Origin of the sequence: Novosphingobium sp. ZW T3_23, from assembly GCF_044987305.1 — a bacterium.
Taxonomy (GTDB): Bacteria; Pseudomonadota; Alphaproteobacteria; order Sphingomonadales; family Sphingomonadaceae; genus Novosphingobium.
This window is the reverse complement of the sequence record NZ_JBJDRF010000046.1, coordinates 1-20,265: the sequence shown is the minus strand read 5'-3', so window position 1 is coordinate 20,265 and position 20,265 is coordinate 1. Positions and strand designations below refer to the sequence as shown.

General features: G+C 66.5%; 15 protein-coding genes. 11 read left to right on the top strand and 4 right to left on the bottom strand.

Features of this window, described 5'->3' with window-relative positions:
* Positions 1-10: 10 nt before the first annotated feature.
* The 8 genes from ACI3K3_RS19290 (at position 11) to ACI3K3_RS19255 (ending at position 11,218) form a co-directional block, all read left to right on the top strand.
* Complete coding sequence (locus tag ACI3K3_RS19290) at positions 11-1,576, top strand: alpha-N-arabinofuranosidase (protein ID WP_404916597.1); 1,566 nt, start codon at positions 11-13, stop codon at positions 1,574-1,576.
* Positions 1,573-2,472 carry a 2-dehydro-3-deoxygalactonokinase gene (locus ACI3K3_RS19285; protein WP_404916595.1) on the top strand — a complete coding sequence of 300 codons (900 nt, stop codon included), beginning with the start codon at positions 1,573-1,575 and terminating at the stop codon, positions 2,470-2,472. Before ACI3K3_RS19290 ends, ACI3K3_RS19285 begins: the two co-directional genes overlap by 4 nt.
* Complete coding sequence (locus ACI3K3_RS19280; RefSeq protein WP_404916593.1) at positions 2,469-3,101, top strand: 2-dehydro-3-deoxy-6-phosphogalactonate aldolase; 633 nt, start codon at positions 2,469-2,471, stop codon at positions 3,099-3,101. Before ACI3K3_RS19285 ends, ACI3K3_RS19280 begins: the two co-directional genes overlap by 4 nt.
* A 60-nt stretch (positions 3,102-3,161) precedes the next feature.
* The gene (locus tag ACI3K3_RS19275; protein ID WP_404916642.1) at positions 3,162-4,148 is read left to right on the top strand and encodes an arabinan endo-1,5-alpha-L-arabinosidase; all 987 of its coding nucleotides are present in this window, start codon (positions 3,162-3,164) and stop codon (positions 4,146-4,148) included.
* Between the two features lie 102 nt (positions 4,149-4,250).
* Entirely contained in the window at positions 4,251-5,675 is a 1,425-nt protein-coding gene (locus ACI3K3_RS19270; RefSeq protein WP_404916591.1) for a family 43 glycosylhydrolase, read from the top strand.
* Positions 5,676-5,878: 203 nt separating this feature from the next.
* Complete coding sequence (locus tag ACI3K3_RS19265; protein WP_404916589.1) at positions 5,879-8,707, top strand: TonB-dependent receptor; 2,829 nt, start codon at positions 5,879-5,881, stop codon at positions 8,705-8,707.
* A gap of 160 nt (positions 8,708-8,867) precedes the next feature.
* A complete protein-coding gene (locus ACI3K3_RS19260) occupies positions 8,868-10,943 on the top strand; it encodes an MGH1-like glycoside hydrolase domain-containing protein (RefSeq protein ID WP_404916587.1) in 2,076 nt (691 codons plus the stop codon).
* 119 nt (positions 10,944-11,062) lie between these two features.
* Positions 11,063-11,218 (top strand): hypothetical protein, encoded by a 156-nt coding sequence (locus ACI3K3_RS19255; protein ID WP_313441782.1) that lies wholly within the window; start codon positions 11,063-11,065, stop codon positions 11,216-11,218.
* Here the strand turns inward: ACI3K3_RS19255 and ACI3K3_RS19250 are convergent.
* Positions 11,215-13,275, bottom strand: coding sequence for a protein-disulfide reductase DsbD family protein (locus ACI3K3_RS19250; protein ID WP_404916585.1), 2,061 nt, complete (start codon positions 13,273-13,275; stop codon positions 11,215-11,217). The genes ACI3K3_RS19255 and ACI3K3_RS19250 overlap by 4 nt on opposite strands.
* Positions 13,276-13,372: 97 nt before the next feature.
* On the opposite strand from ACI3K3_RS19250, the gene ACI3K3_RS19245 reads away from it, so the two are divergent.
* Together ACI3K3_RS19245 and ACI3K3_RS19240 are read left to right on the top strand one after the other, a co-directional pair.
* Positions 13,373-15,046 carry an alkaline phosphatase family protein gene (locus ACI3K3_RS19245; protein WP_404916583.1) on the top strand — a complete coding sequence of 558 codons (1,674 nt, stop codon included), beginning with the start codon at positions 13,373-13,375 and terminating at the stop codon, positions 15,044-15,046.
* Entirely contained in the window at positions 15,043-16,287 is a 1,245-nt protein-coding gene (locus ACI3K3_RS19240; RefSeq protein WP_404916581.1) for a UbiH/UbiF/VisC/COQ6 family ubiquinone biosynthesis hydroxylase, read from the top strand. Before ACI3K3_RS19245 ends, ACI3K3_RS19240 begins: the two co-directional genes overlap by 4 nt.
* Before the next feature lie 263 nt (positions 16,288-16,550).
* On the opposite strand, the gene ACI3K3_RS19235 is transcribed toward ACI3K3_RS19240, so the two are convergent.
* The 3 genes from ACI3K3_RS19235 to hemC are packed head-to-tail and all read right to left on the bottom strand — an operon-like array spanning position 16,551 to position 19,205.
* The gene (locus ACI3K3_RS19235; protein WP_404916579.1) at positions 16,551-17,519 is read right to left on the bottom strand and encodes a hypothetical protein; all 969 of its coding nucleotides are present in this window, start codon (positions 17,517-17,519) and stop codon (positions 16,551-16,553) included.
* Positions 17,520-17,538: 19 nt separating this feature from the next.
* Positions 17,539-18,252 carry a uroporphyrinogen-III synthase gene (locus tag ACI3K3_RS19230; protein WP_404916577.1) on the bottom strand — a complete coding sequence of 238 codons (714 nt, stop codon included), beginning with the start codon at positions 18,250-18,252 and terminating at the stop codon, positions 17,539-17,541.
* A gap of 8 nt (positions 18,253-18,260) precedes the next feature.
* Positions 18,261-19,205: a hydroxymethylbilane synthase gene (gene hemC / locus ACI3K3_RS19225; protein ID WP_404916575.1), complete on the bottom strand. Its 945-nt coding sequence runs from the start codon at positions 19,203-19,205 to the stop codon at positions 18,261-18,263.
* 60 nt (positions 19,206-19,265) lie between these two features.
* Between hemC and tsaD the strand changes: the two genes are divergently transcribed.
* Positions 19,266-20,265: tRNA (adenosine(37)-N6)-threonylcarbamoyltransferase complex transferase subunit TsaD (gene tsaD / locus ACI3K3_RS19220; protein ID WP_404916573.1), on the top strand; the 1,000-nt coding region annotated here is incomplete at its 3' end.

Below are 20,265 nucleotides of genomic sequence, written 5' to 3'. Positions count from 1 at the left end.
GGACTAGACTATGATGAAGGCAATTCGCCTTACTGCCGCTGCCGTCCTGCTGAGCGCCACTGCGCTCGCAGGCACGGCGCACGCTGATACCGACGGCCAGCCGACCACGGCGACGATCGACGCCGCCAAGCCTGGCGCGGTCTACCACAAGGAAGTCTTCACCCAGTTCGCCGAGCACCTCGGCACGGGCATCTACGGCGGCCTCTGGGTCGGCAAGAACAGCAAGATCCCGAACACCAACGGCTTCCGCAACGACGTGATCGGCGCGCTGCGCGATCTCTCGGTGCCGGTGATCCGCTGGCCGGGCGGCTGCTTCGCAGACGAATACAACTGGCGCGAAGGCATCGGCCCGCAGAACAAGCGTCCGGTGAAGATCAACACCCATTGGGGCGGCGTGACCGAGCCGAACACCGTGGGCACGCACGAATTCTTCGAACTGATCCGCCAGGTAGGCGCAGAAGCCTATGTCGCCGGCAACGTCGGCAACGGCACCCCGCGCGAAATGGCCGAATGGGTCGAATACATGACCTCTCCCGCCGGCTCGCTGGCGGACGAACGCGCCCGCAACGGCCACAAGGAACCCTGGAAGGTCGCCTACTTCGGCGTGGGTAACGAGCTTTGGGGCTGCGGCGGGAACATGCGTCCCGAATTCGCGGCCGACGAGACCCGTCGCTATGCCACCTTCGTGAAGGCGCCCGCCGGCACCAAGATCCTGAAGGTCGCCGCCGGCGCCAATGTCGACGACTATAACTGGACCGAGACGATGATGCGCGTCGCGGCTCCGCAGCTCGACGGCGTTTCGCTGCACTACTACGTCCACCCCGCCGGTGGCTGGCCGCCGCGTGCGCCTGCCGTCGACTTCGACGAGAACGGCTGGGCCGATGCGCTGAACGGCGCCCGCAAGATGGACGAGCTGATCACCAAGCACTCGGCGATCATGGACAAGTACGACCCCGAGAAGCGGGTCTTCCTGGCCGTGGACGAATGGGGTTCGTGGTATGCCCAGGATCCGGGCACGCATCCGGGCTTCCTGCGCCAGCAGAACACCCTGCGTGATGCCCTTATCGCCTCGATCCACCTGGATATCTTCGCCAAGCATGCCGACCGCGTGCGCATGACCGCCATCGCCCAGATGGTGAACGTGCTCCAGGCGATGATCTTCACCGAAGGCAACAAGATGGTGCTCACGCCCACCTACCATGTCTTCGAGATGTACAAGCCCTGGCAGGACGCGACCGTGCTGCCGCTCGACATCAAAACGCCCTGGTACAACAAGGGCCAGTACACGATGCCGGCGGTCAGCGGTTCGGCGGTGAAGGCGAAGGACGGCAAGATCCATGTCGGCCTGTCCAACCTCGATCCGAACCAGTCGAACACGGTGACGATCAAGCTCGACGGCGTGAACGCTGCAGCGGTCACGGGCCGTATCCTGACGGCACCGGCGATCAATTCGCACAACACCTTCGACACTCCGAACGCGGTCAAGCCCGAGGCCTTCTCCGGCGCGACCGTGCAGGGCGGCAACCTCGTCGTCACCCTGCCGGCCAAGTCGGTCGTGGTGCTCGAACTGCAATGAGCGTGAACCACGTTCTCGGAGATTGGGGGACCACCCGGCTTCGGCTGTTCCGCCTCGACGGCGAGGACGTGGTCGCCCGGCTCAGCGGGCCGGGCGCCCTCGAAGGCGATGCCGAAGCGGCCCTGGCCGAACGGCTCGACCTCTGGAAGGCCGAGGGGCCGCTCTCCGAAGTCGTGCTTTGCGGCATGGCCGGGGCACCCGGCGCGCTCGTCGCGGCAGGCTATGCGGCCTGCCCGGCGGACGCGGCGAGGTGGCTTTCCTCGCGGGCGCGGGTGGAAGTCGCGGGCATTCCGGTCTCGGTCCTGCCGGGGCTGAGCTGCAAGGATTCCGAGGGCGTACCCGAAGTGATGCGGGGCGAGGAGGCGCAAGTCTTCGGCGCCCTGGCGCTCCACCCCGAACTCGGTTCCGGCGAGCATCTCATCGCGCTGCCGGGCACCCACTGCAAGTGGGTCTCGGTGGTGAACGGCACGATCGTGGGCTTCCGTACCCATCCGACCGGCGAACTCTTCGCCTTGCTGGCAGGCCAGTCGACGCTGACCGGGCCGGAAAAGCTCCCTGACGGTACGCCGGGTGAGGGCACTTTCGACGAGGGCTTCGCTCGCGGCCTCGACCGCTGCGAGGATTCGCTGACCGGCGCCCTGTTCGAAGCCCGCGCCGCGCGCATGCTCGATGGACGCTCGAAAGACTGGTCGCGCGGGTATATCTCGGGGCTGCTGATCGGCGGTGAAGTCGCCGCGCAAGTGCCGACCGGCATTTCCGTCGTGCTGATCGGCGACCCGGCGCTTTCCGCGCTCTATGATCGCGCGCTGGCGGCCCGTGGCTGCACCTCGCGCAAGATCGATGGCGATGCGGCGGTTCTCGCCGGACTCGCGATCGCGAAAGGACAGAAGGCATGAAGATCGAACAGGTTCTGGCAGAAGGCGCTGCCCCGGTCGTCGCGATCCTGCGCGGCATCCAGACCCACGAAGCGGTCGAAATCGGCCACGCGCTGGTCGAGGCAGGCGTGCGCATCATCGAAGTGCCGTTCAACTCGCCCGATCCGGCAGGCTCGATCGGCGCCATGGCCGAGGCCCTGGGTGATCGCGCTGCGATCGGCGGCGGCACCGTGATCGGCACCGATCTGGCCGAGACGCTCGCGGGCGTCGGCGGCACCTTCATGGTCTCGCCCAATGTCGATCCCGCCGTCATCCGGCGCTCGATCGAACTCGGCATGGACGTGCTCCCCGGCTTCCTGACCCCGACCGAGGCTTTCGCCGCCGTCGCGGCAGGCGCCAGCGACCTCAAGCTGTTCCCCGGCTCGGTGCTGGGCAGCAGCTACATCAAGGCCATCCGCGAAGTCCTGCCCAAGACCAGCCGCGTCTGGGCCGTGGGCGGCGTCGGTGCCGCCAATGTCGCGGAATACCGTGCGGCAGGCGTCTTCGGCATCGGCGTCGGCGGCAGTGTCTACAAGCCCGGCTTCGATGCCGCGACGGTCGGCGCCAAGGCGGCCGAGATCGTCGCCGCGTGGAATGCCTGCGCAGCATAAAACGAATTTTGGAGAGTTAACGTGTTCAGGAAATTCCTTGGCGTCGCCAGCCTTGCGGTCATGGCGATGACGAGTGCAGCCGATGCGCAAGTGCAGGTGGGAGAGAAGGGCGCCGGTACGCTCAACTCCCAGCTGACGGGCGATCTTACGGTGCACGATCCGGTGATCATCCGCGAAGGCGATACCTATTACGTCTTCAGCACCGTGGGCCGCTACATCGGCATCAAGACCTCGAAGGACCTGAAGTCCTGGAAGGACGCCGGTTCGGTCTTTGCCGAGATCCCGGCCTGGGCCAAGCAGGCGATCCCCGGAACCGACGGCATCTGGGCGCCCGACATTTCCTATGTGAACGGCGAATACCGGCTCTACTATTCGATCTCGACGTTCGGCTCCAACCGTTCGGCCATCGGTCTGGCGACCAGCAAGACGCTGGACCCCAAGGCCAAGGGCTACGGCTGGAAGGACCAAGGCCTCGTCGTGATGTCGACCCACGATGACGACTTCAACGCCATTGATCCCAACTACGTCGAGGACGCGCAGGGGCGCCAGTGGCTGTCGCTCGGCAGCTTCTGGACCGGCCTGAAGCTGTTCCCGCTCGACGCGAAGACCGGCAAGGTCGCTTCCGGCACCGAACCCTATTCAATCGCCCGCCGCCTGGCCCCCGCAGGCGGTCCGGCACCGGTCGAGGCGCCGTTCATCATCCCGCATGGCGGCTACTACTACCTGCTCGCCAGCTACGACTATTGCTGCAAGGGCGTGAACAGCACCTACTACACCGTGGTCGGGCGCTCGAAGAAGATCACCGGACCTTACCTCGGCAAGGACGGCAGTTCGCTGATGGACGGTCGCGGCACGATCTTCCTGCGCGCCGACCTCGAAGAGCAGCAGCGCTTCCGCGGCCCCGGCCACGCGGGCGCCTTCACCGACAAGGACGGCACCACCTATGTCGTCTACCACGCCTACGACAAGCAGGCGAACGGAGCGCCCACCTTGCGCATCGCCCCGATCCGCTGGGATGCGGACGGCTGGCCCGTCGCCCAATACTGAACCCACCTGACGGCACCCCGGTCCCCCGACCGGGGTGCCCTTTTTTCCTATCGCCGGCCAGAATACCCGGCGCCACGAATCAAGAATCTCGGAGAGGATGACATGAACTTTTCCCTTTCGCGCCGCGCCTTCGCGGCCAGTGCCGCCCTTCTTCCCATCGCCTGTTCCAAGGCTGGCGACGCCGTTTCGGAGTCCGACAAGGAAGCCGCTGCCGCCGCGCCCAAGCCGATCAACCCGCTGGTGCAGCAGCGCGCCGACCCCTACATCGTCCGCGCCGAGGACGGCTGGTACTACATGACGGGCTCGGTGCCCGAGTACGACCGCCTCGTCCTGCGCCGCTCGAAGACCATCGCCGGCCTCGCCGATGCCGAGGAGCGCGTGCTGTGGCGCCATGAGAAGAGCGGCCCGATGTCGGGCTATCTCTGGGCGCCCGAGATGCACTATGTCGATGGTCGCTGGATCGTCTACTTCGCTGCGGGCCCGAGCGGCGGTGGCGCCGACGTGTTCCGCATCCGCACTTATGCGGTGGTCTGCGACGGTCAGGATCCGATGGCCGGCAAGTGGACCGTGCTGGGCGAACTGAAGACGCCGTGGGACAGCTTCAACCTCGATTCGACCTCGTTCCACCACAAGGGCGTGCGCTACATGGCCTGGGCGCAGCGCGAGCCGGGCATCGAGACCAATTCGAACCTCTACCTTGCGCCGATGAAGGACGCGTTGACCCCGGCCGCCAAGGCGATCCGCCTGACCATCCCGACGCTCGACTGGGAAATCCAGCAGTACAAGGTTGCCGAAGGCCCCTCGGTGATCGTGCGCAACGGGCAGGTGCTGATGACCTATTCGGCCAGCGGCACCGGCGCGGTCTATTGCATGGGCCTGCTCACCGCCGCCGACGATGCCGACCTCATGGACCCGCGCGCCTGGACCAAGTCGCAGAAGCCGGTCTTCGCCACCAGCGTGGAAACCTCGATCTACGGTCCAGGCCACAACAGCTTCACGGTGGACGAGAAGGGCCGCGACATGTTGGTCTATCACGGCCGCGATTACGAGAAGATCGAAGGCGATCCGCTCCTCAATCCGGACCGCCATGCGCGCGTGCAGCGTCTCTATTACGATGCCCAGGGCCGTCCCGATTTCGGCGTTCCGGTCGGTAACGGCGCGCTTCCCGAACGCTTCAGCCCGGCCGTACGCCGCGACGTGATGCTCGGCCATGACGGCACCAAGCTGGTCCTCGCCAAGGGCACGCCGCTGCCGCAGACGCAGTTCCGCCAGATCGCCGGAGCCGACGGGGCGGTGCAGCTTTCGCCGATCCTCAAGCGCGACCAGGGTTTCAAGGTCGGCCAGGATGGCGCGGTCGCGCTTGCCGCGCTGGGCAGCGCCGATCTTTTCCTGCGCGAGGCGGGCGAGGCGAAAGACACGGTGCGCTTCGTTTCGAAGGCCGACTCGAAGAAGGCGCTGGCCTTCTCGGGCGACGCAATCACGCTGGCCGACAAGAACGACCCCGCGACGAGCTGGCTGGTCGACTGACGAGCAACAAGTCAGACAAGAATACTAACGAGCCGGCCGGAAAGCGCGCTTTCCGGCCGGCTCTGCGTCCATTCTGCCACACCTCTTGCAGGTTTTTGACGGGCCGTCCGCTTTTCCGCTTGCAAGGTAATAGTCAGACTAATAATTAGTCCGAGTAATTGAAGGGGCATGGTATGGGCCAGCCCCAACGGGAGGGTTGATCCATGGCATTCAAGCCATTCGCTTTCTGCACAGCATCGGTATTCGCACTTAGCCTCGCCTCCGTCGCGCAGGCACAGGAAGCCGCGCCGCAGGCTACCGACGATACCGAGACGTCTGCCGAAGACATCATCGTCACCGGCGTCCGCGCGTCGATCGTCGGCGCCATCAACAGCCGCAAGGACAACATCCAGATCGTTGACTCGATCGTGGCTGAAGACGTCGGCAAGCTGCCCGACAACAACGTGGTCGAAGCGCTCCAGCGCGTGACCGGCATCCAGGTTACCGACCGCGCCGGCGGCGAATCCGCCGTGATCACGATCCGTGGTCTGTCCGATCCTGTCACCACCTGGAACGGCCGCAACGTCTTCACGGCCGCCGGCACTTCGTTCGCGCTGCAGGACGTTTCGGCGAACCTCGTCCGCAAGATCGACGTCTACAAGACCCGCTCGGCAGACCAGCTCGAATTCGGCCTTGCCGGCCAGATCGACGTGGCGACCCGTCGTCCGTTCGACTTCGACGGTTTCACCGTTTCCGGCCTGGCGCGCGGCATCTACAGCGAGCTGGCGGACGAGTTCAATCCGAACGTCGCGCTGCTCGTCAGCGATCGCTGGGAAACCGGCATCGGCGAGATGGGCTTCCTGATCAACGGCAGCTACACCCGCACCAAGTACCGCAACATGAACGTGCAGGCCGGCGCGCTCGTGCCGTTCGCGACGGAAACGCCGCCTTCGGACACCTGGCTCACGCCGCTCCAGCGCATCTTCCCGAACACGGACCCGAACAACCCTTACTGGACGCCGGGCCTCAACGCCGGCTTGCCCACCACGCCGGGTTCGACGCTGAACATCGACGGCGTCGAGGTGCCTTACTACCTGTCGCGCGATGCCGTCATCAGCTCCGACCTTTACGGCAAGCGTGAGCGTCCCTCGATCAATGCCGCCTTCCAGTGGGCGCCGAACGATCGTTCGACCTACACTGCCGAATTCTACTATTCGGGCTTCCGTGGCAGCACGTCGAACGCGATGATGTTCAGCTACGCCGACTGGTGGGGCAACCTGGGTGCCAATCCGGGCTCGACGTTCGAGCTTTACGACGGCACCAACATCATCAAGTCGCGCCGGATGGGTGCAGTCGCGGGCTTCAACAGCGCCGACTATGCCACCAACAAGACCGACAGCTACGTTTATGCCCTGAACGCCGACTGGGACGTGGGCGATCGCGGCAAGATCACGGCCGACCTGACCTACCAGGACAGCAAGAACGAAACCTCGTTCTTCGCCATGCGCACCAATCGTGGTCCGCTGGACCTCGACGTCGACTTCAATGCCGGCGGCGGTATCCCATCCTACAGCTTCGGCACGCCTGAAGTCCTGACCGATCCCAATGCCTGGACCGTCGGCGACCTGTTCGACAACGGCAACAAGAGCACCGGCAGCTCGTGGACCTTCATGCTTGACGGTCACTACGACTGGGACGAAGGCTTCCTGCGCCGCGTTAAGGCGGGCTTCCGCTACGACAACCGCAAGGCCGCCACGTTCGTTCGCGAACAGAGCTCCGGCGCCCTGAACACTTCGCTGGCTTCGCTGGGTGACGATTACATCTTCACGAACAGCGGCTTCTTCGACGGCCGCGCGGACGTGCCGACCAGCTGGGTTCTGGCCAACGGCTCGGCTCTCTACAAGAATGCCGATGCCATCCGCTCGATGTACCAGGCGGTGAACCCGAACCTGCTGCTGTCCGACGACCTGTCGTTCGGCCGCGTGTTCGACATCAACGAAGTCACGCTCTCGGCCTATTTGCTGGCCGATGGCGAAGTTGAGATCTTCGGTCGTCCGCTGATGGTGGAAGGTGGCGTTCGTCTTGTCGCGATCGATACCGACTACAATTACTTCGATCGTTACAACGGTTTCGCTCGGACCGGCGTTTCGACCGGCCAGGTGAAGTTCCTGCCGAGCTTCACCGCGCGCTACGAGATCACGCCGAACCTGCGCTTGCGCTTCAACTATGGCGAAACCCTGCGCCGTCCGGCGTTCGGCGATCTCAACCCGAACGTAACGCTCGTGGGTGACCTGTCGAACCTCGGCTTCGGCACGGGCAGCGCCGGCAACGCGGCGCTTCGCGCCACGACTTCGAAGAACTTCGACGTCGCGCTGGAGTGGTATTTCGAGCGCAACAGCGCGATCTACGTGACCGGTTTCCGCCGCGAAATCCAGGGTCTCGTCGTTCCGCTCACCACGCTTGAGTACATCCCGAACAACACGATCGAGGGCAGCACCGCCACCGATTACTTCCAGGTCACTCGTCCGACCAACGCTTCGGACGGCGTGCTGAAGGGCGTGGAAATCGGTCTCACCTACTTCCCGACCTATCTGCCGAGCGTCCTTGACGGCCTGGGCTTCCAGGGCAGTGCAACGATCCTGGATTCGGAACAAACGATCCCCGAAACCGACGCGGCCGGCAACACGGTCCTGACCAAGTCGGCCTTCTTCGCGGTTTCGAAGTTCTCGTACAACGCGACGCTCGCCTATGAGCGCGGTCCGGTCGGTGCACGTCTCTCCTACGTGTGGCGCAAGGGCTTCCTCAACAACAACGAGGCGCGTGCCTTCGCCAACCCGATCGGCATGTGGCGCAAGCCCGAGAAGAGCCTCGACTTCCAGCTCACCTTGAACGTAACCAAGGACATCGGCCTGACCTTCGACGCGGTGAACATCACCAAGGCGAAGCAGCAGAACTACTACAAGTTCGAGGATGCCGGTGGCCCGGTGACCATGAACTCCAGCACGCTGCTGATCGACCGCACCTTCGCGGCGGGCGTTCGCTTCAAGTTCTAATCTGACTAAGGCACCCCGCGACACACGCCATTCCGTGTCGCGGGTTGCCATGGGCGGCCGTTTCTTGCCGGGTTCCTCTCCCAACACAGGCCCGGCAAGGACGGCCGCCTCTTTATTTTCCTGCCTTTACTGACGCTCGCCAGACCATGAAGGGGTAACGATGCGCGGATATATCCGGACGATTCTCGCCTCCGCGGCACTTCTTGCGGGCGGCGCCAGTCCGCTCACCGCCGCATCCTCCCCTCCGGCCGCGTCCGCCAAGCCGGCAGCGGCCTTGCCCCGGCTCGATGGCGGCGCCATCGCCAGGGCCCGCTTCGGCAACGATGCCGCCTGGTACGCCGAGCGCATTCCTTTCTTCGAAAGCGCCGATCCGCAGATTGATGCGGTCTACTACTACCGCTGGGGCCTGTTCCGCGCCCACCAGCGCGATCTCGGCGCGCAAGGCTACATCACCACCGAGTTCGCGGACGACGTGGACTGGCAGCGCCATCCCTTCGCCAGCCTCAACGACGCCAGCGGCTTCCACATCGCCGAGGGACGCTGGCTGAACGACCGCCGCTTCACTGACGACTACATCAATTTCATGTACGAGGGCGGCAACGACCGCCACTTCACCGACCATATGGCGGACTCGGTCTGGGGCCGCTACCTGGTGGACGGCGACCGCGATGCCGTGCTCGCGCACCTCAAGACGATGCGCCACATCTACCGTCTCTGGGACGAGAAGTTCGACTTCACCAAGGGCCTCTACTTCGTGGAGCCGCTGCTGGACGCAACCGAATACACGGTCTCGTCCATCGATGCGTCCGGCGGCAAGGATGGGTTCCGGGGCGGGGATTCCTTCCGGCCCTCGGTCAACAGCTACATGTTCGCCAATGCCCGCGCGCTTTCGCGCATGGCGGAGATGGCCGGCGATACCGCCATGGCCAAGGAATATGCCGACCGCGCCGAAGCGCTGCGCACGCGCGTGCTGGAAGACCTGTGGAGCCCGAAACTCGGCCATTTCGTCGATCGCTACCAGGTGTCCAACGAGTATGTGAAATACTGGGACCAGATCCGCAATCGCGAGCTGGTCGGCTATCTGCCGTGGATGTTCGACCTCGTTCCGGATGACGCGAAGTATTCCGCCGCCTGGGCGCACCTGCTTGATCCGAATTCGCTCGCCGGAAAAGCGGGCATGCGGACGGTGGAACAGAACTACGAATATTACATGCGCCAGTACCGCTACCTCGGGACTGCGCCGGAGTGCCAGTGGAACGGCCCGATCTGGCCATACCAGACCACGCAGGTGCTGACGGGCATGGCCAATCTGCTCGATCACTATGGCCGGAAGGGCTCGGTGACACGCAGCGACTATATGCGCCTGCTGCGCCAGTATACGCAGATGCACTATCAGGGCGCTGCCAAGGATGGGCGTCTGGACCTGGAGGAGGACTACCATCCCGAGACCGGCAAGCCGATCGTCGGGCTGGACCGCAGCCATCACTACTTCCACTCGGGCTATCTCGACCTCGTGATGACCGGCCTCGTCGGCATCCGCCCGCGCGCGGACGACGTGCTGGAAGTGAACCCGCTGCTTCCCGCCGCCGGTGACGCGCAGGCGCTGGGCTGGTTCCATATCGAGCGCGTGCCCTATCACGGGCACGAGGTTTCGGTGACTTGGGACGTCGACGGCAAGCGCTATGGTCGCAAGGGGCTAACGATCGCGGTGGACGGTGTGGAAGTGGCGCATCGCGACGATCTCGGCCGCATCGAAGTGCCGCTGGCGCGAAAGGCCAATGCGCCTGTCGTGCGGGAAACGAACCTGGCCGTGCAGCTCGTGCGTGGGAACTTCCCCAAGGCCAGCGCCTCGTCCGGTGTCGAGGCCGAGAACCTTCACGATGGCATCGACGGTCGCGCCTGGTTCTATCCCGAGCTGCCGAACGGCTGGGACTCCGCGCCGGGCGGCGTTGAGCAGTGGTACGCCGTGGACTTCGGAAAGACAGTGGCGCTGGGAGCCGCCGAACTCGCCTTCTTCGCGGATGGCGGCAAGTTCGCCGCGCCGCGCAAGTTCCGGGTGGAGGCCTGGCGCGATGGCCGCTGGCAGACCGTGGCGGCACCGGCCGCTGCGCCCCTTGCCAACGGGGTCACGCGGCTGACCTGGGCCCCGGTGCAGGCCGATCGCATTCGCGTGGTCATGACGCCGGCGGGCAAGAAAGCGATCCGGCTCGCGGAGCTCAAAGCCTTCGCGCGATAAACGTGTTTCCCGGCAGCCTGTCGTTATCGCGACAGGGCTGCCGGAATTTTCTTTCGTTAAGCCGAAGGAAACCCTTTCCGGCTAACTGGAATTAACCGCGGGAACAGCCTTCTCAGGGCATGTCCCACGGCTATCCCTTTGCTTCGTTCGCTGCGGCCACTTCGTGCTTCGCAGGCCTTTCCACCCTGATGCCCGGCTGGATGGCCGGGATCGCCGCTGCGCACATTGCCTGCGCGGTGCTGTTCATGGGCCTGTTCAAGCACGAGACGCGTTAAAGGCCTGCTTTCTCCGCCAGCAGCTCGGGCGTCAGCACTTGCGGCAATTGCTCCGCCTTGGCCGCGCCGCCCGCGTACCAGACGTAGAGCGGCACCCCGGCGGCGCCCTGCGCGGTGAGATAGCGGGTGATCTCGGGATCACGCCGCGTCCAGTCTCCGCGCAGCACGATCACGCCCGCTTTCTCGAAGGCCGCGCGGGTGTCCTCGCGCTCGATGGCGACCTGTTCGTTGACCTTGCAGGTCAGGCACCAGTCGGCGGTCAACCACACGAATACCGGTTTGCCGGAAGCGCGCGCCTCGGCCAGGGCCTTTTCGCTGAAGGGCTTGGTGGCCAGCAGCGAATCCGCGCTTGCGGCAGGCGGTGTCGGCGCGGGCAGCAGGACAAGCGCAAGAGCCGCGATAGCCCCGGCGGCCAGTGCGGCGGCTCTTGCGGACTTACCCCGGCGCTGGGCCTGCCCTGCTGCGAAGAGGGCGGCAAGCACGAGCAGCAGTGCCGCCGCGGCTGCCAATGCGAAGCCGGGGCCTCCGACTTTCCAGGTCAGCCAGCCTAGCGCCAGCGCCGTGAGTCCCATGGGGATCGCCATCCAGCGGCGGAAAGTGACCATCCAGCGGCCAGGCCTGGGCAGGCGCTTCCGGAGCGCGGGAACGAAGGCGACGGCGAGGAACGGCAGCGCGATGCCCAGGCCGAGCGCGGCGAACAGGCTCATCGCGGGGAGCACCGGCAGTAGCAGTGCCGCGCCCATGGCGCTTGCCATGAACGGCCCGGTGCAGGGGGTCGCCACGAAGGCGGCGAGCAGCCCGGTGGCGAAGGCGCCTCTCGTGAAGCTGGAGGGCGAATTGCCCGATGCGAAGCCCGGTATGGCGAATTCGAACAGGCCCAGGAGGTTGGCGGTGATCGCCGTCGCCAGGAACAGCAGGCCGACGACGACCAGCGGCTCCTGCAACTGAAAGGCCCAGCCGACCTGTTCGCCGCCCGCGCGCAAGGCCAGCAGCACGCCGCCGAGACCGAGGCAGGCGAGGATGACGCCCGCCGCATAGGCCAGGCCTTCGATCCGCGCGTGGCTCTCGCTCTCGCCCGCGCGGGCAAGGCTCAGTGCCTTCAGGCTAAGGATCGGGAAGACGCAGGGCATGATGTTCAGCAGCAACCCGCCCGCCAGCGCCGCCAGCAGAAGCAGCGGCAGCGATGGCAACGCGGCTGCGGCGGTATCGTCGACGATCGGCGTTCCCCCTGTGGGAACCGTGCCGGGGCGGGCCGAGAAGGCGATGCCGTCCCCGGCTCCGCTCAGGCGCAGCACGCCGGTCAGGCTGTCCGACCCGCGCGGATCCAGTTTGACGCGGGGCAGGGTGACGATCAGCATGTCCCCCTTCCAGGCGAACTGCTGGGCGCCTGCGTAGTCGATCAGCTTGTCCTCGCCCACGAAGACATGCGGTGCGTCCAGTGCCGTGGTGGCGGGCAGGGGAATGGCGAGGCGGACGGTCCGATCGTCGAGGCTGAACGTGCCCGTCGCATCGAGCGGAGCGGGGAGGCGGCGCTGCCATTCGGCGAAGCGGGGATCGCGGTCCGGCGCCGTGGCGGCGGCCACCGGCACTTCCACGGCCAGATCGGCCTGTTCGGGTACGCAGATCTGTTCGGTGCAGGCCAGCCATTGCGCGCGCAGGTGGACCGGCAGGCGGCTGCCCGGCGCGGCCCCGGCCGGAACCGTGAACGGCACCAGTACCGCGTAGTCGCTCTCGTAGACGTGGTTCATGAGCCCGGAGACGACCAGCGTCTGCGGCACCGGGTAGCGCGGGGTTCCGGCCTTGGCGCCGTCCGGCAGGGTCCAGTCCAGCTGCATGCCGAGGCCCGCGTCGCCGGGGTTGGACCAATAGCCATGCCAGCCCTTTTCAGGCGTCATGTGGATGGCGATCGTCGTCTCGCCGCCCGGCGTGGCGGGGGGACCGGCCACTAGCTCGGCGGCGATGTGGGCAGGCGCCGCCTCAGCAAGGGCAGGCGAAAGCACGAGCGCCAGCAATTGACACATGAGTGCCATAAACAGACGATAGCGGCGCTTTTCCATGAGACTCCCGTGCGTTGGGTGGCGCTTGCGTCGCACGCGCATTCCAGACATCGCTGCATCTGCGCCGATTGCACCCAGATTTCAAGGAAGACCCCCGATGCGCCTGCTCTCCCTGTCGCTTGCTCCGTTGGCACTCGCGGCCGCACTCGCGGCCTCGGCCCCCGCCGCTGTGGCGCAGGAAGCGCCCGCCGAGCCTGCTCCGGCACCGCAGGCTCCCCCGAAGCTGATCGTCGCGATCTCGGTGGACCAGTTCTCCGCCGATCTCTTCGCGCAGTATCGCCAGCACTTCACCAAGGGCTTCACCCGGTTGCTGCAAGGCGCGGTCTTCCCTTCGGGCTTCCAGTCGCACGCGGCGACCGAGACCTGCCCCGGCCACTCCACGCTGCTGACCGGCGTCCATCCGGCACGCACCGGCATCACCGCGAACTCGTGGTATCAGCCCGGCATCGCCCGCGCCGACAAGGAAGTCTACTGCGTCGAGGACGAGACCAACCCGAAATCCACGCCCGACAACCCGGTGGTCAGCCCCATGCATCTCAAGTCGCCGACGCTGGGCGATCTCATGAGGAAGCGTAATCCGAAGACCATCAATGCCGCCGTCTCCGCCAAGGACCGCGCCGCCGTGATGATGAGCGGGCACGATACCGATGCCGTCTACTGGATCGGCGCCAAGGGCTTCACCACGTTCGAGAATCGCAGGATCAGCAAGGCTGTCGAGGCGCAGAACGCGGTCATGGCCAGGCGCGTTGCCGCCGGCGAAGGCGATCTGCCGGTGCCGGGCTGGTGCGGCAGGGTCGATCGGGCGACGCCGATCAAGGATTTCACCATCGGCACCTACCGCTTCCCGCAGGCCGCCGGTGACTTCAAGTCCTATGCCAATGGCCCCCGCATCGACACTGCCACCGCCGAAATGGCCGTGCGCATGGTGGACGAACTGGGCATGGGCAAGGATGCCGTGCCCGACGTGCTCTCGGTCAGCTTCTCCGCCACCGACAAGGTCGGCCATGCCTTCGGCACCGAGGGCGTGGAGATGTGCATCCAGATGAACGTCCTGGACGAGGCGCTGGCCACCCTGTTCGATGGGCTCGACGCGCGCGGGATCGATTACGAGGTCGTGCTCAGCGCCGACCACGGCGGTTTCGACGCGCCCGAGCGCCAGCAGCTGCGCGGCAATCCTGAAGCGACCCGCATCGATCCGGCGCTTTCGGCCGATAAGCTCGCCGCCGCCGTCTCGCAGGATACCGGCGTGACCGTGAAGAACGGCCCGGTGTTCTACGGCGCGGGCGAGGCGGGCAGCGTCTGGTTCTCGTCCGAACTGACGGCGGAGCAGAAGCAGAAGGTCATGGCGGCGCTCGTTGCGCGTCTGAAGGCCAATCCGCAGATCGCGGCGGTCTATACCCAGGACCAGATCATGCAGTGGCCCGAACCGAAGGGCAGCCCGCAGGACTGGACCATGGAGCAGAAGGTCCGCGCTTCCTTCGTGCCGGGCCGCTCGGGCGAAGTGCAGATGCTGACAGTGCGCGGCGTCGTCCCCGGTGCGGCCAAGCCGTTCAAGGTCGCCTCGCACGGCAGCCCGTGGGACTATGACCGCCGCGTGCCGATGCTGTTCTGGCGGAGGGGCATGGTCGGCTTCGAACAGCCGACCCCGGTTGAAACGGTGGATATCGCCCCGACCCTCGCCGCGACGGTCGGCCTGGCCGCGCCCGCCGGCACCTGGGACGGAAGGTGTCTCGACATCCAGGCCGGAGAGGCCGATAGCTGCGGTCGATGAACGACTCTGTAGCGACGCAAGACCAAAAGGCGGAATACCGCGACCTGATCATCCTGGGCGGCGGCCTCGTCGGCATGACGCTGGCGCTTGCCGCCGCCCGGGCCGGGATCACCAGCCATGTCATCGATCGCGCCGATCCGGCCGATCTGACGGCCGAGGGCGCGGACGGCCGCGCCTCGGCCATCTCGACGGCGAGCTGGAACCTGTTCACCAACATCGGTCTGGCGTCCGCGCTCAAGGATCTCGGCTGCCCGATCGATTCGATCGCCGTCACCGATTCGATGAAGCCGGGCCGGATCGATTTCACGCCCAAGCCCGAGGAAGGCTCGCTGGGCCGTATGTTCGCCAACCGCGACTTGCGCCTCGCCCTCTTCGCCGCCGCCCGTGAGGAAAAGAACATCGCCTGGCACGTCCGCACCGAGGCCGTGCGCCGGGATCGCGGGCCCCACGGCGTGGAGGTGGAGCTTTCCGATGGGCGCGTGCTCAAGGCCAGCCTGCTGGTCGCCGCCGAGGGGCGCCAGTCGCCTACCCGCGACGAGGCCCGCTTCGCCCTCGCCAAGTGGGACTACAAGCACCGCGCCATGGTGACGGGCCTTTTCCACGAGAAATCGCACGACAACACGGCCTGGGAAATCTTCTATCCAGCCGGCCCCTTCGCACTGCTGCCGCTGCGCGATGACGACCAGGGCCGTCACCGCAGCGCGCTTGTCTGGACCGTGGCGGAAAAGGACGCGGCCGGGATCATCGCCATGCCGGATGCGATGTTCGTGAACGAAGTAGAGAGCCGCATGCACGGCGTGCTCGGCAAGATCACGCTTTCCGCGCCGCGCATGAGCTATCCCCTGCGCTTCCATCACGCCGGCCATGTCATCGACGAGCGCCTCGCGGTGATCGGTGACGCGGCCCACGGCATGCATCCGATCGCCGGGCAGGGGCTCAATCTGGGCCTGCGCGATGTCGGCGCCCTGGTGGAAGTGCTCACCGAAGGCATGCGCCTGGGGTTGGAGCCGGGCGACGCGCAGCTTCTTGCGCGCTACGAGAAGTGGCGCAGCCTCGATACGTTCATGGTCATGTCGGTGACGGATGGGCTTACCCGCCTGTTCGGCATCCCCGGCCGCCTGCCCAGCGCCGCGCGCCGCCTCGGCATGGGCGCGGTCCAGCGCCTGCCCAGCCTCAAGCGCTTCTTCATGGATGAGGCGAGGGGGATGTCGGGGAAGCTGCCTGAGTTGTTGCAAGGGTAGCGCGGCAGGATAACATCGCCTTGATGCAGGGCGCGAGGCGGCAGTTAGCAATCCACGTCATCCTGAACTTGTTTAGCTGCGCTGGCCTTCGGCTCAGGATCCATTTCTGACCATCGACAGCCGGGCCATCGGCGCGATGGATCCTGAAACAAGTTCAGGATGACGGTGGTGTGGGGGGCAACGGAGCGAGCCTGGGCCCGACCTCGACCCACCGTGACAGTCTTGGAGTGCGAGTGTTTCGACCCTCGCGATCACCCTTCGGCTCACTCCATAGGAACCGCTTCCGACGCATCCGCAGAGGGGACGTCGGTTGGCAGCACGCCGGGCGTCGCCAGAGGGCTGGGCTGATCGACGACATGCCCTTCCGCATCCGTCAGGCGGCGCGGTTCGAGCATGGCGGTGGTTTCCAGCAGGTTCAGCGCTTCCTGCACGTCCTGGAAGCGGCGCGCGTCGGCGATCCAGGTCTGTGCGGCCTGGGCATTGGGCAGGCGCTCGACTTCGCTGATGGCATTGCCGATGCGGCGCGCGGTCAGCATCAGGCGGGCCCGGTCGATGCGCGCGGTGGGCGTCAGCAAGGTCGAGGATTCGCGGCGTACCACGAAGAGGCTGGAGAGTTCGCGGCGGGCCTTCTGCCACAGGCTCTCGTCGCTCTGGTTTTCGCTGAGTTCGGGCGAGAGCGCTTCGAGGCGCGCGGAAAGTTCGTCGATGGTGACGGGATTCTTCGAAAATTCGATCACCGTCTGCACCGCGCGCGGCTGGGCATTGGTGAAGCGCAGGCGCAGCTGGTCGGCCACGTAGCTGAGTGGCTCGCCCCGATCGACCATGCGGCGCGCGGCGAAGGAGATCAGCAGCCCTTCGGCGCGGGCCGCATTGCCCGAGGCCGCGTCCGTCTGGAAATCGATCCGCGAGAGGCGGTCTTCCAGCAGCGCCAGCCGTCCTTCCACCGAGCTGAGCGAGGACAGCTGTTCGGGAGAGGCTGGCGTGGTGGCGGCGGGCAGCATGCGGGAAGGCGCTGGCACCGGTTCGGCCTGCGGCGGTTCCTGATTTCCGGCCTGTTCCTCCGCACGTTGCGGCAGCAGCTTGCCCAGCAGCCCGTCCTGCGCGGCCCAGACGACAAGCGCGCCGCCCAGCAGGAAGGCAATGAAGGCGACGAAGAACAGCCCACCGCGGGAACGCGTCCTGGCGGGCGCGCCCATGGTCGAAGGATTTTGCGGCGAGGTGAAGTCCTGCATCGAATATGGTTCTGTCAGTTTACGATCCGGAAGGGAAGTCTTGGCCCGAGGGGAAGTCTTTGCACATCTCTGCGGCCAAGGCCAGCAGCGCGGCATCCTCGGGCGTTGGGGCGCTGCGGACGAGAAGCCAATGATTTCCGGCCCGTTGTTCCACGCGGGAACCGATGCAGGCCAGCGCGATGCGGCTCCGGTCGATCGAGAGCCGCGCGCATTCGGCGGCGAAATGCGCGGCGGCCTCGCCCGAATGGAGCAGCACCACGGCCGGCTTTTCCAGCATAGCGGCCAGTTCCGGCGGGAGGGGGCGGGGCCTGCTGGCATAGACCTCGCGGGTGATCATCGTGTGGCCGGGGGGCAGCGAAAGTTCGACCCGCTCGCGCCCGGCCAGGCGCAGGAGGCGATGATGGCCCGGTTGCAGGCACGACATCGCGGATTGCAGGCCGCCCTTCGCAATGCCGGCGACCTCCAGCCCGACACCGCGCGCAGCCTCGGCGGTCTTCGTGCCCACGACATAGGCGGGAAGGCCGCGATAGCGGGCAAGATCCTCGCCGCCATGGCGCAGAGCATTGGCGCTGCCGAGCAGTACCGCGTCGACGTCCTCCCGTTCCACCGGCGCCCATGCCAGCGGCGCCACCTCGAACAGCGGGAAGCCGAGGGCGACTAGGCCCAGCCGTTCCGCCGATGCGACCGTGGCCGAAGCGCCGGGTTCGGGGCGGATGACGAGGATCGGCGGCATCGCGGCGCTCAGGCAGCGCCGGTGAAATGCACCGCGATGGCCGGAACCGCGCGGGCGAGTAGGTCGGCTGCGAGGCGCGCCGGACCGTCGAGGTCGTGGGCGTCGAAGCGGGCCTCGCCCTCGACCTTTTCCGCGCCGTCGGGACTGTAGAGCGCGGCGCGCATGGTCAGTGCCTCACCCTCGTGGCGGGTGAGCACGGCGATCGGGCTGTGGCAATTGCCGCCGAGCCCCGCCAGCAACGCGCGTTCGGCGAGGACCGAGGCGCGGCTCTCCGCGTGGTCGACGGCGGCCAGGAAGGCCAGCGTGCGCGCATCGTCGGCGCGGCATTCCACCATGATCGCGGCCTGGGCGGGGGCGGGAAGCCAGTCCTGCTCGTCCAGCGGATGGCCGGTTCCGGTTTCGCCCAGTCGCTTGAGCCCCGCAGCGGCGAGGAAAGTCGCGTCGGCCTCTCCGGCAGCGAGCTTGGCAAGACGCGTGGCGACGTTCCCTCGGAACGTTATCACCTTGCAGTCCGGCCGGGCATGCAGAAGCTGCGCGGCGCGGCGTGGGGCGCTGGTGCCGACCACGGCCCCCTGCGGCAAGGCCCGGATGCTTTCAGCCCCGACCAGCACGTCGCGCACGTCTTCTCTGGGAAGGATGGCGCCGATGGTGAAGCTTTCTGGGCGAATCGTCTCCACGTCCTTGGCGGAATGGACCGCGAAGTCGATCTCGCCGGTCGCCAGCCAGGCATCCAGCTCCTTCGTCCACAGCGCCTTTCCGCCGATTTCGGCCAATGCGCGGTCCTGGATGCGATCGCCGCTGGCGGTAACCGCAACGATCTCTATATGCGCCGGATCGATTCCATGCGCGGCGGCCAGCCGGTCGCGCGTTTCCTCGGCCTGAGCCATCGCCAGCGGCGAACGGCGGGTACCGAGGCGGAAGCCTAGTTTTTGCGTGTCTGTTTGCGTCGTCATCGGCGGGTTGTGCTACCCGGCAATGTCGTCCAGTGGAAGGGTCGTTCAGGGAAAGAAAGAATGCGGACGGTACTGGGCATCGAAAGCTCGTGCGACGAGACGGCGGCGGCACTGGTCACCAGCGATCGGGTGATCCTTGCCCAGCGCATCGCGTCGCAGGACGAGGCGCATCGCCCGTACGGCGGTGTCGTGCCCGAAATCGCCGCGCGCGCCCATGCCGAGCGGATCGCTCCGCTGATCGAGGGCACCCTGGCCGATGCCGGCATGACTTTGGATGATGTGGACGCCATCGCCGCCACCGCCGGGCCCGGACTGATCGGCGGCGTGATGGTCGGCCTGGTCACTGCCAAGGCGCTGGCCATGGCGACCGGCAAGCCGCTGATCGCCGTCAACCATCTGGAAGGCCACGCGCTTTCGCCTCGTCTGGCCGATGGCGGGCTGGAATATCCCTATCTTCTGCTGCTGGTTTCCGGCGGCCATTGCCAGATCCTGCTGGTGGAAGGCGTCGGCAAGTTTCGCCGGCTGGCCACGACCATCGACGACGCGCTGGGCGAGGCGTTCGACAAGTCGGCCAAGTTGCTGGGCCTAGGCTATCCGGGCGGTCCGGCGATGGAGCGGCTGGCGCTGGAGGGTAATCCCAAGGCGGTGCCGCTGCCGCGCCCGCTGAAGGGTTCGGATGAGCCGCATTTCTCCTTCGCGGGGCTGAAAAGCGCGGTCATGCGCGCCAAGCAATCCGGCCAATATGCCGATGCCGATATCGCCGCCTCGTTCCAGCAGGCGGCGATCGACTGCCTGATCGATCGGACGCGGCGGGCGCTGGATTCGGTGGGTAAGGTCAATGCGCTGGTCGTGGCGGGGGGCGTCGCCGCCAACAAGGCGATTCGCGGCGCGCTCGAAGCCCTGGCAGCCGAGCATGGCCTCGATTTCGTGGCGCCGCCGCTGGGGCTCTGCACCGACAACGCGGCGATGATCGCCTGGGCGGGCGTGGAGCGCTTCGCCATGGGCCAGTCCGACCCGCTCGACGTGGCGGCGCGTCCGCGATGGCCGCTCGACCCCGAGG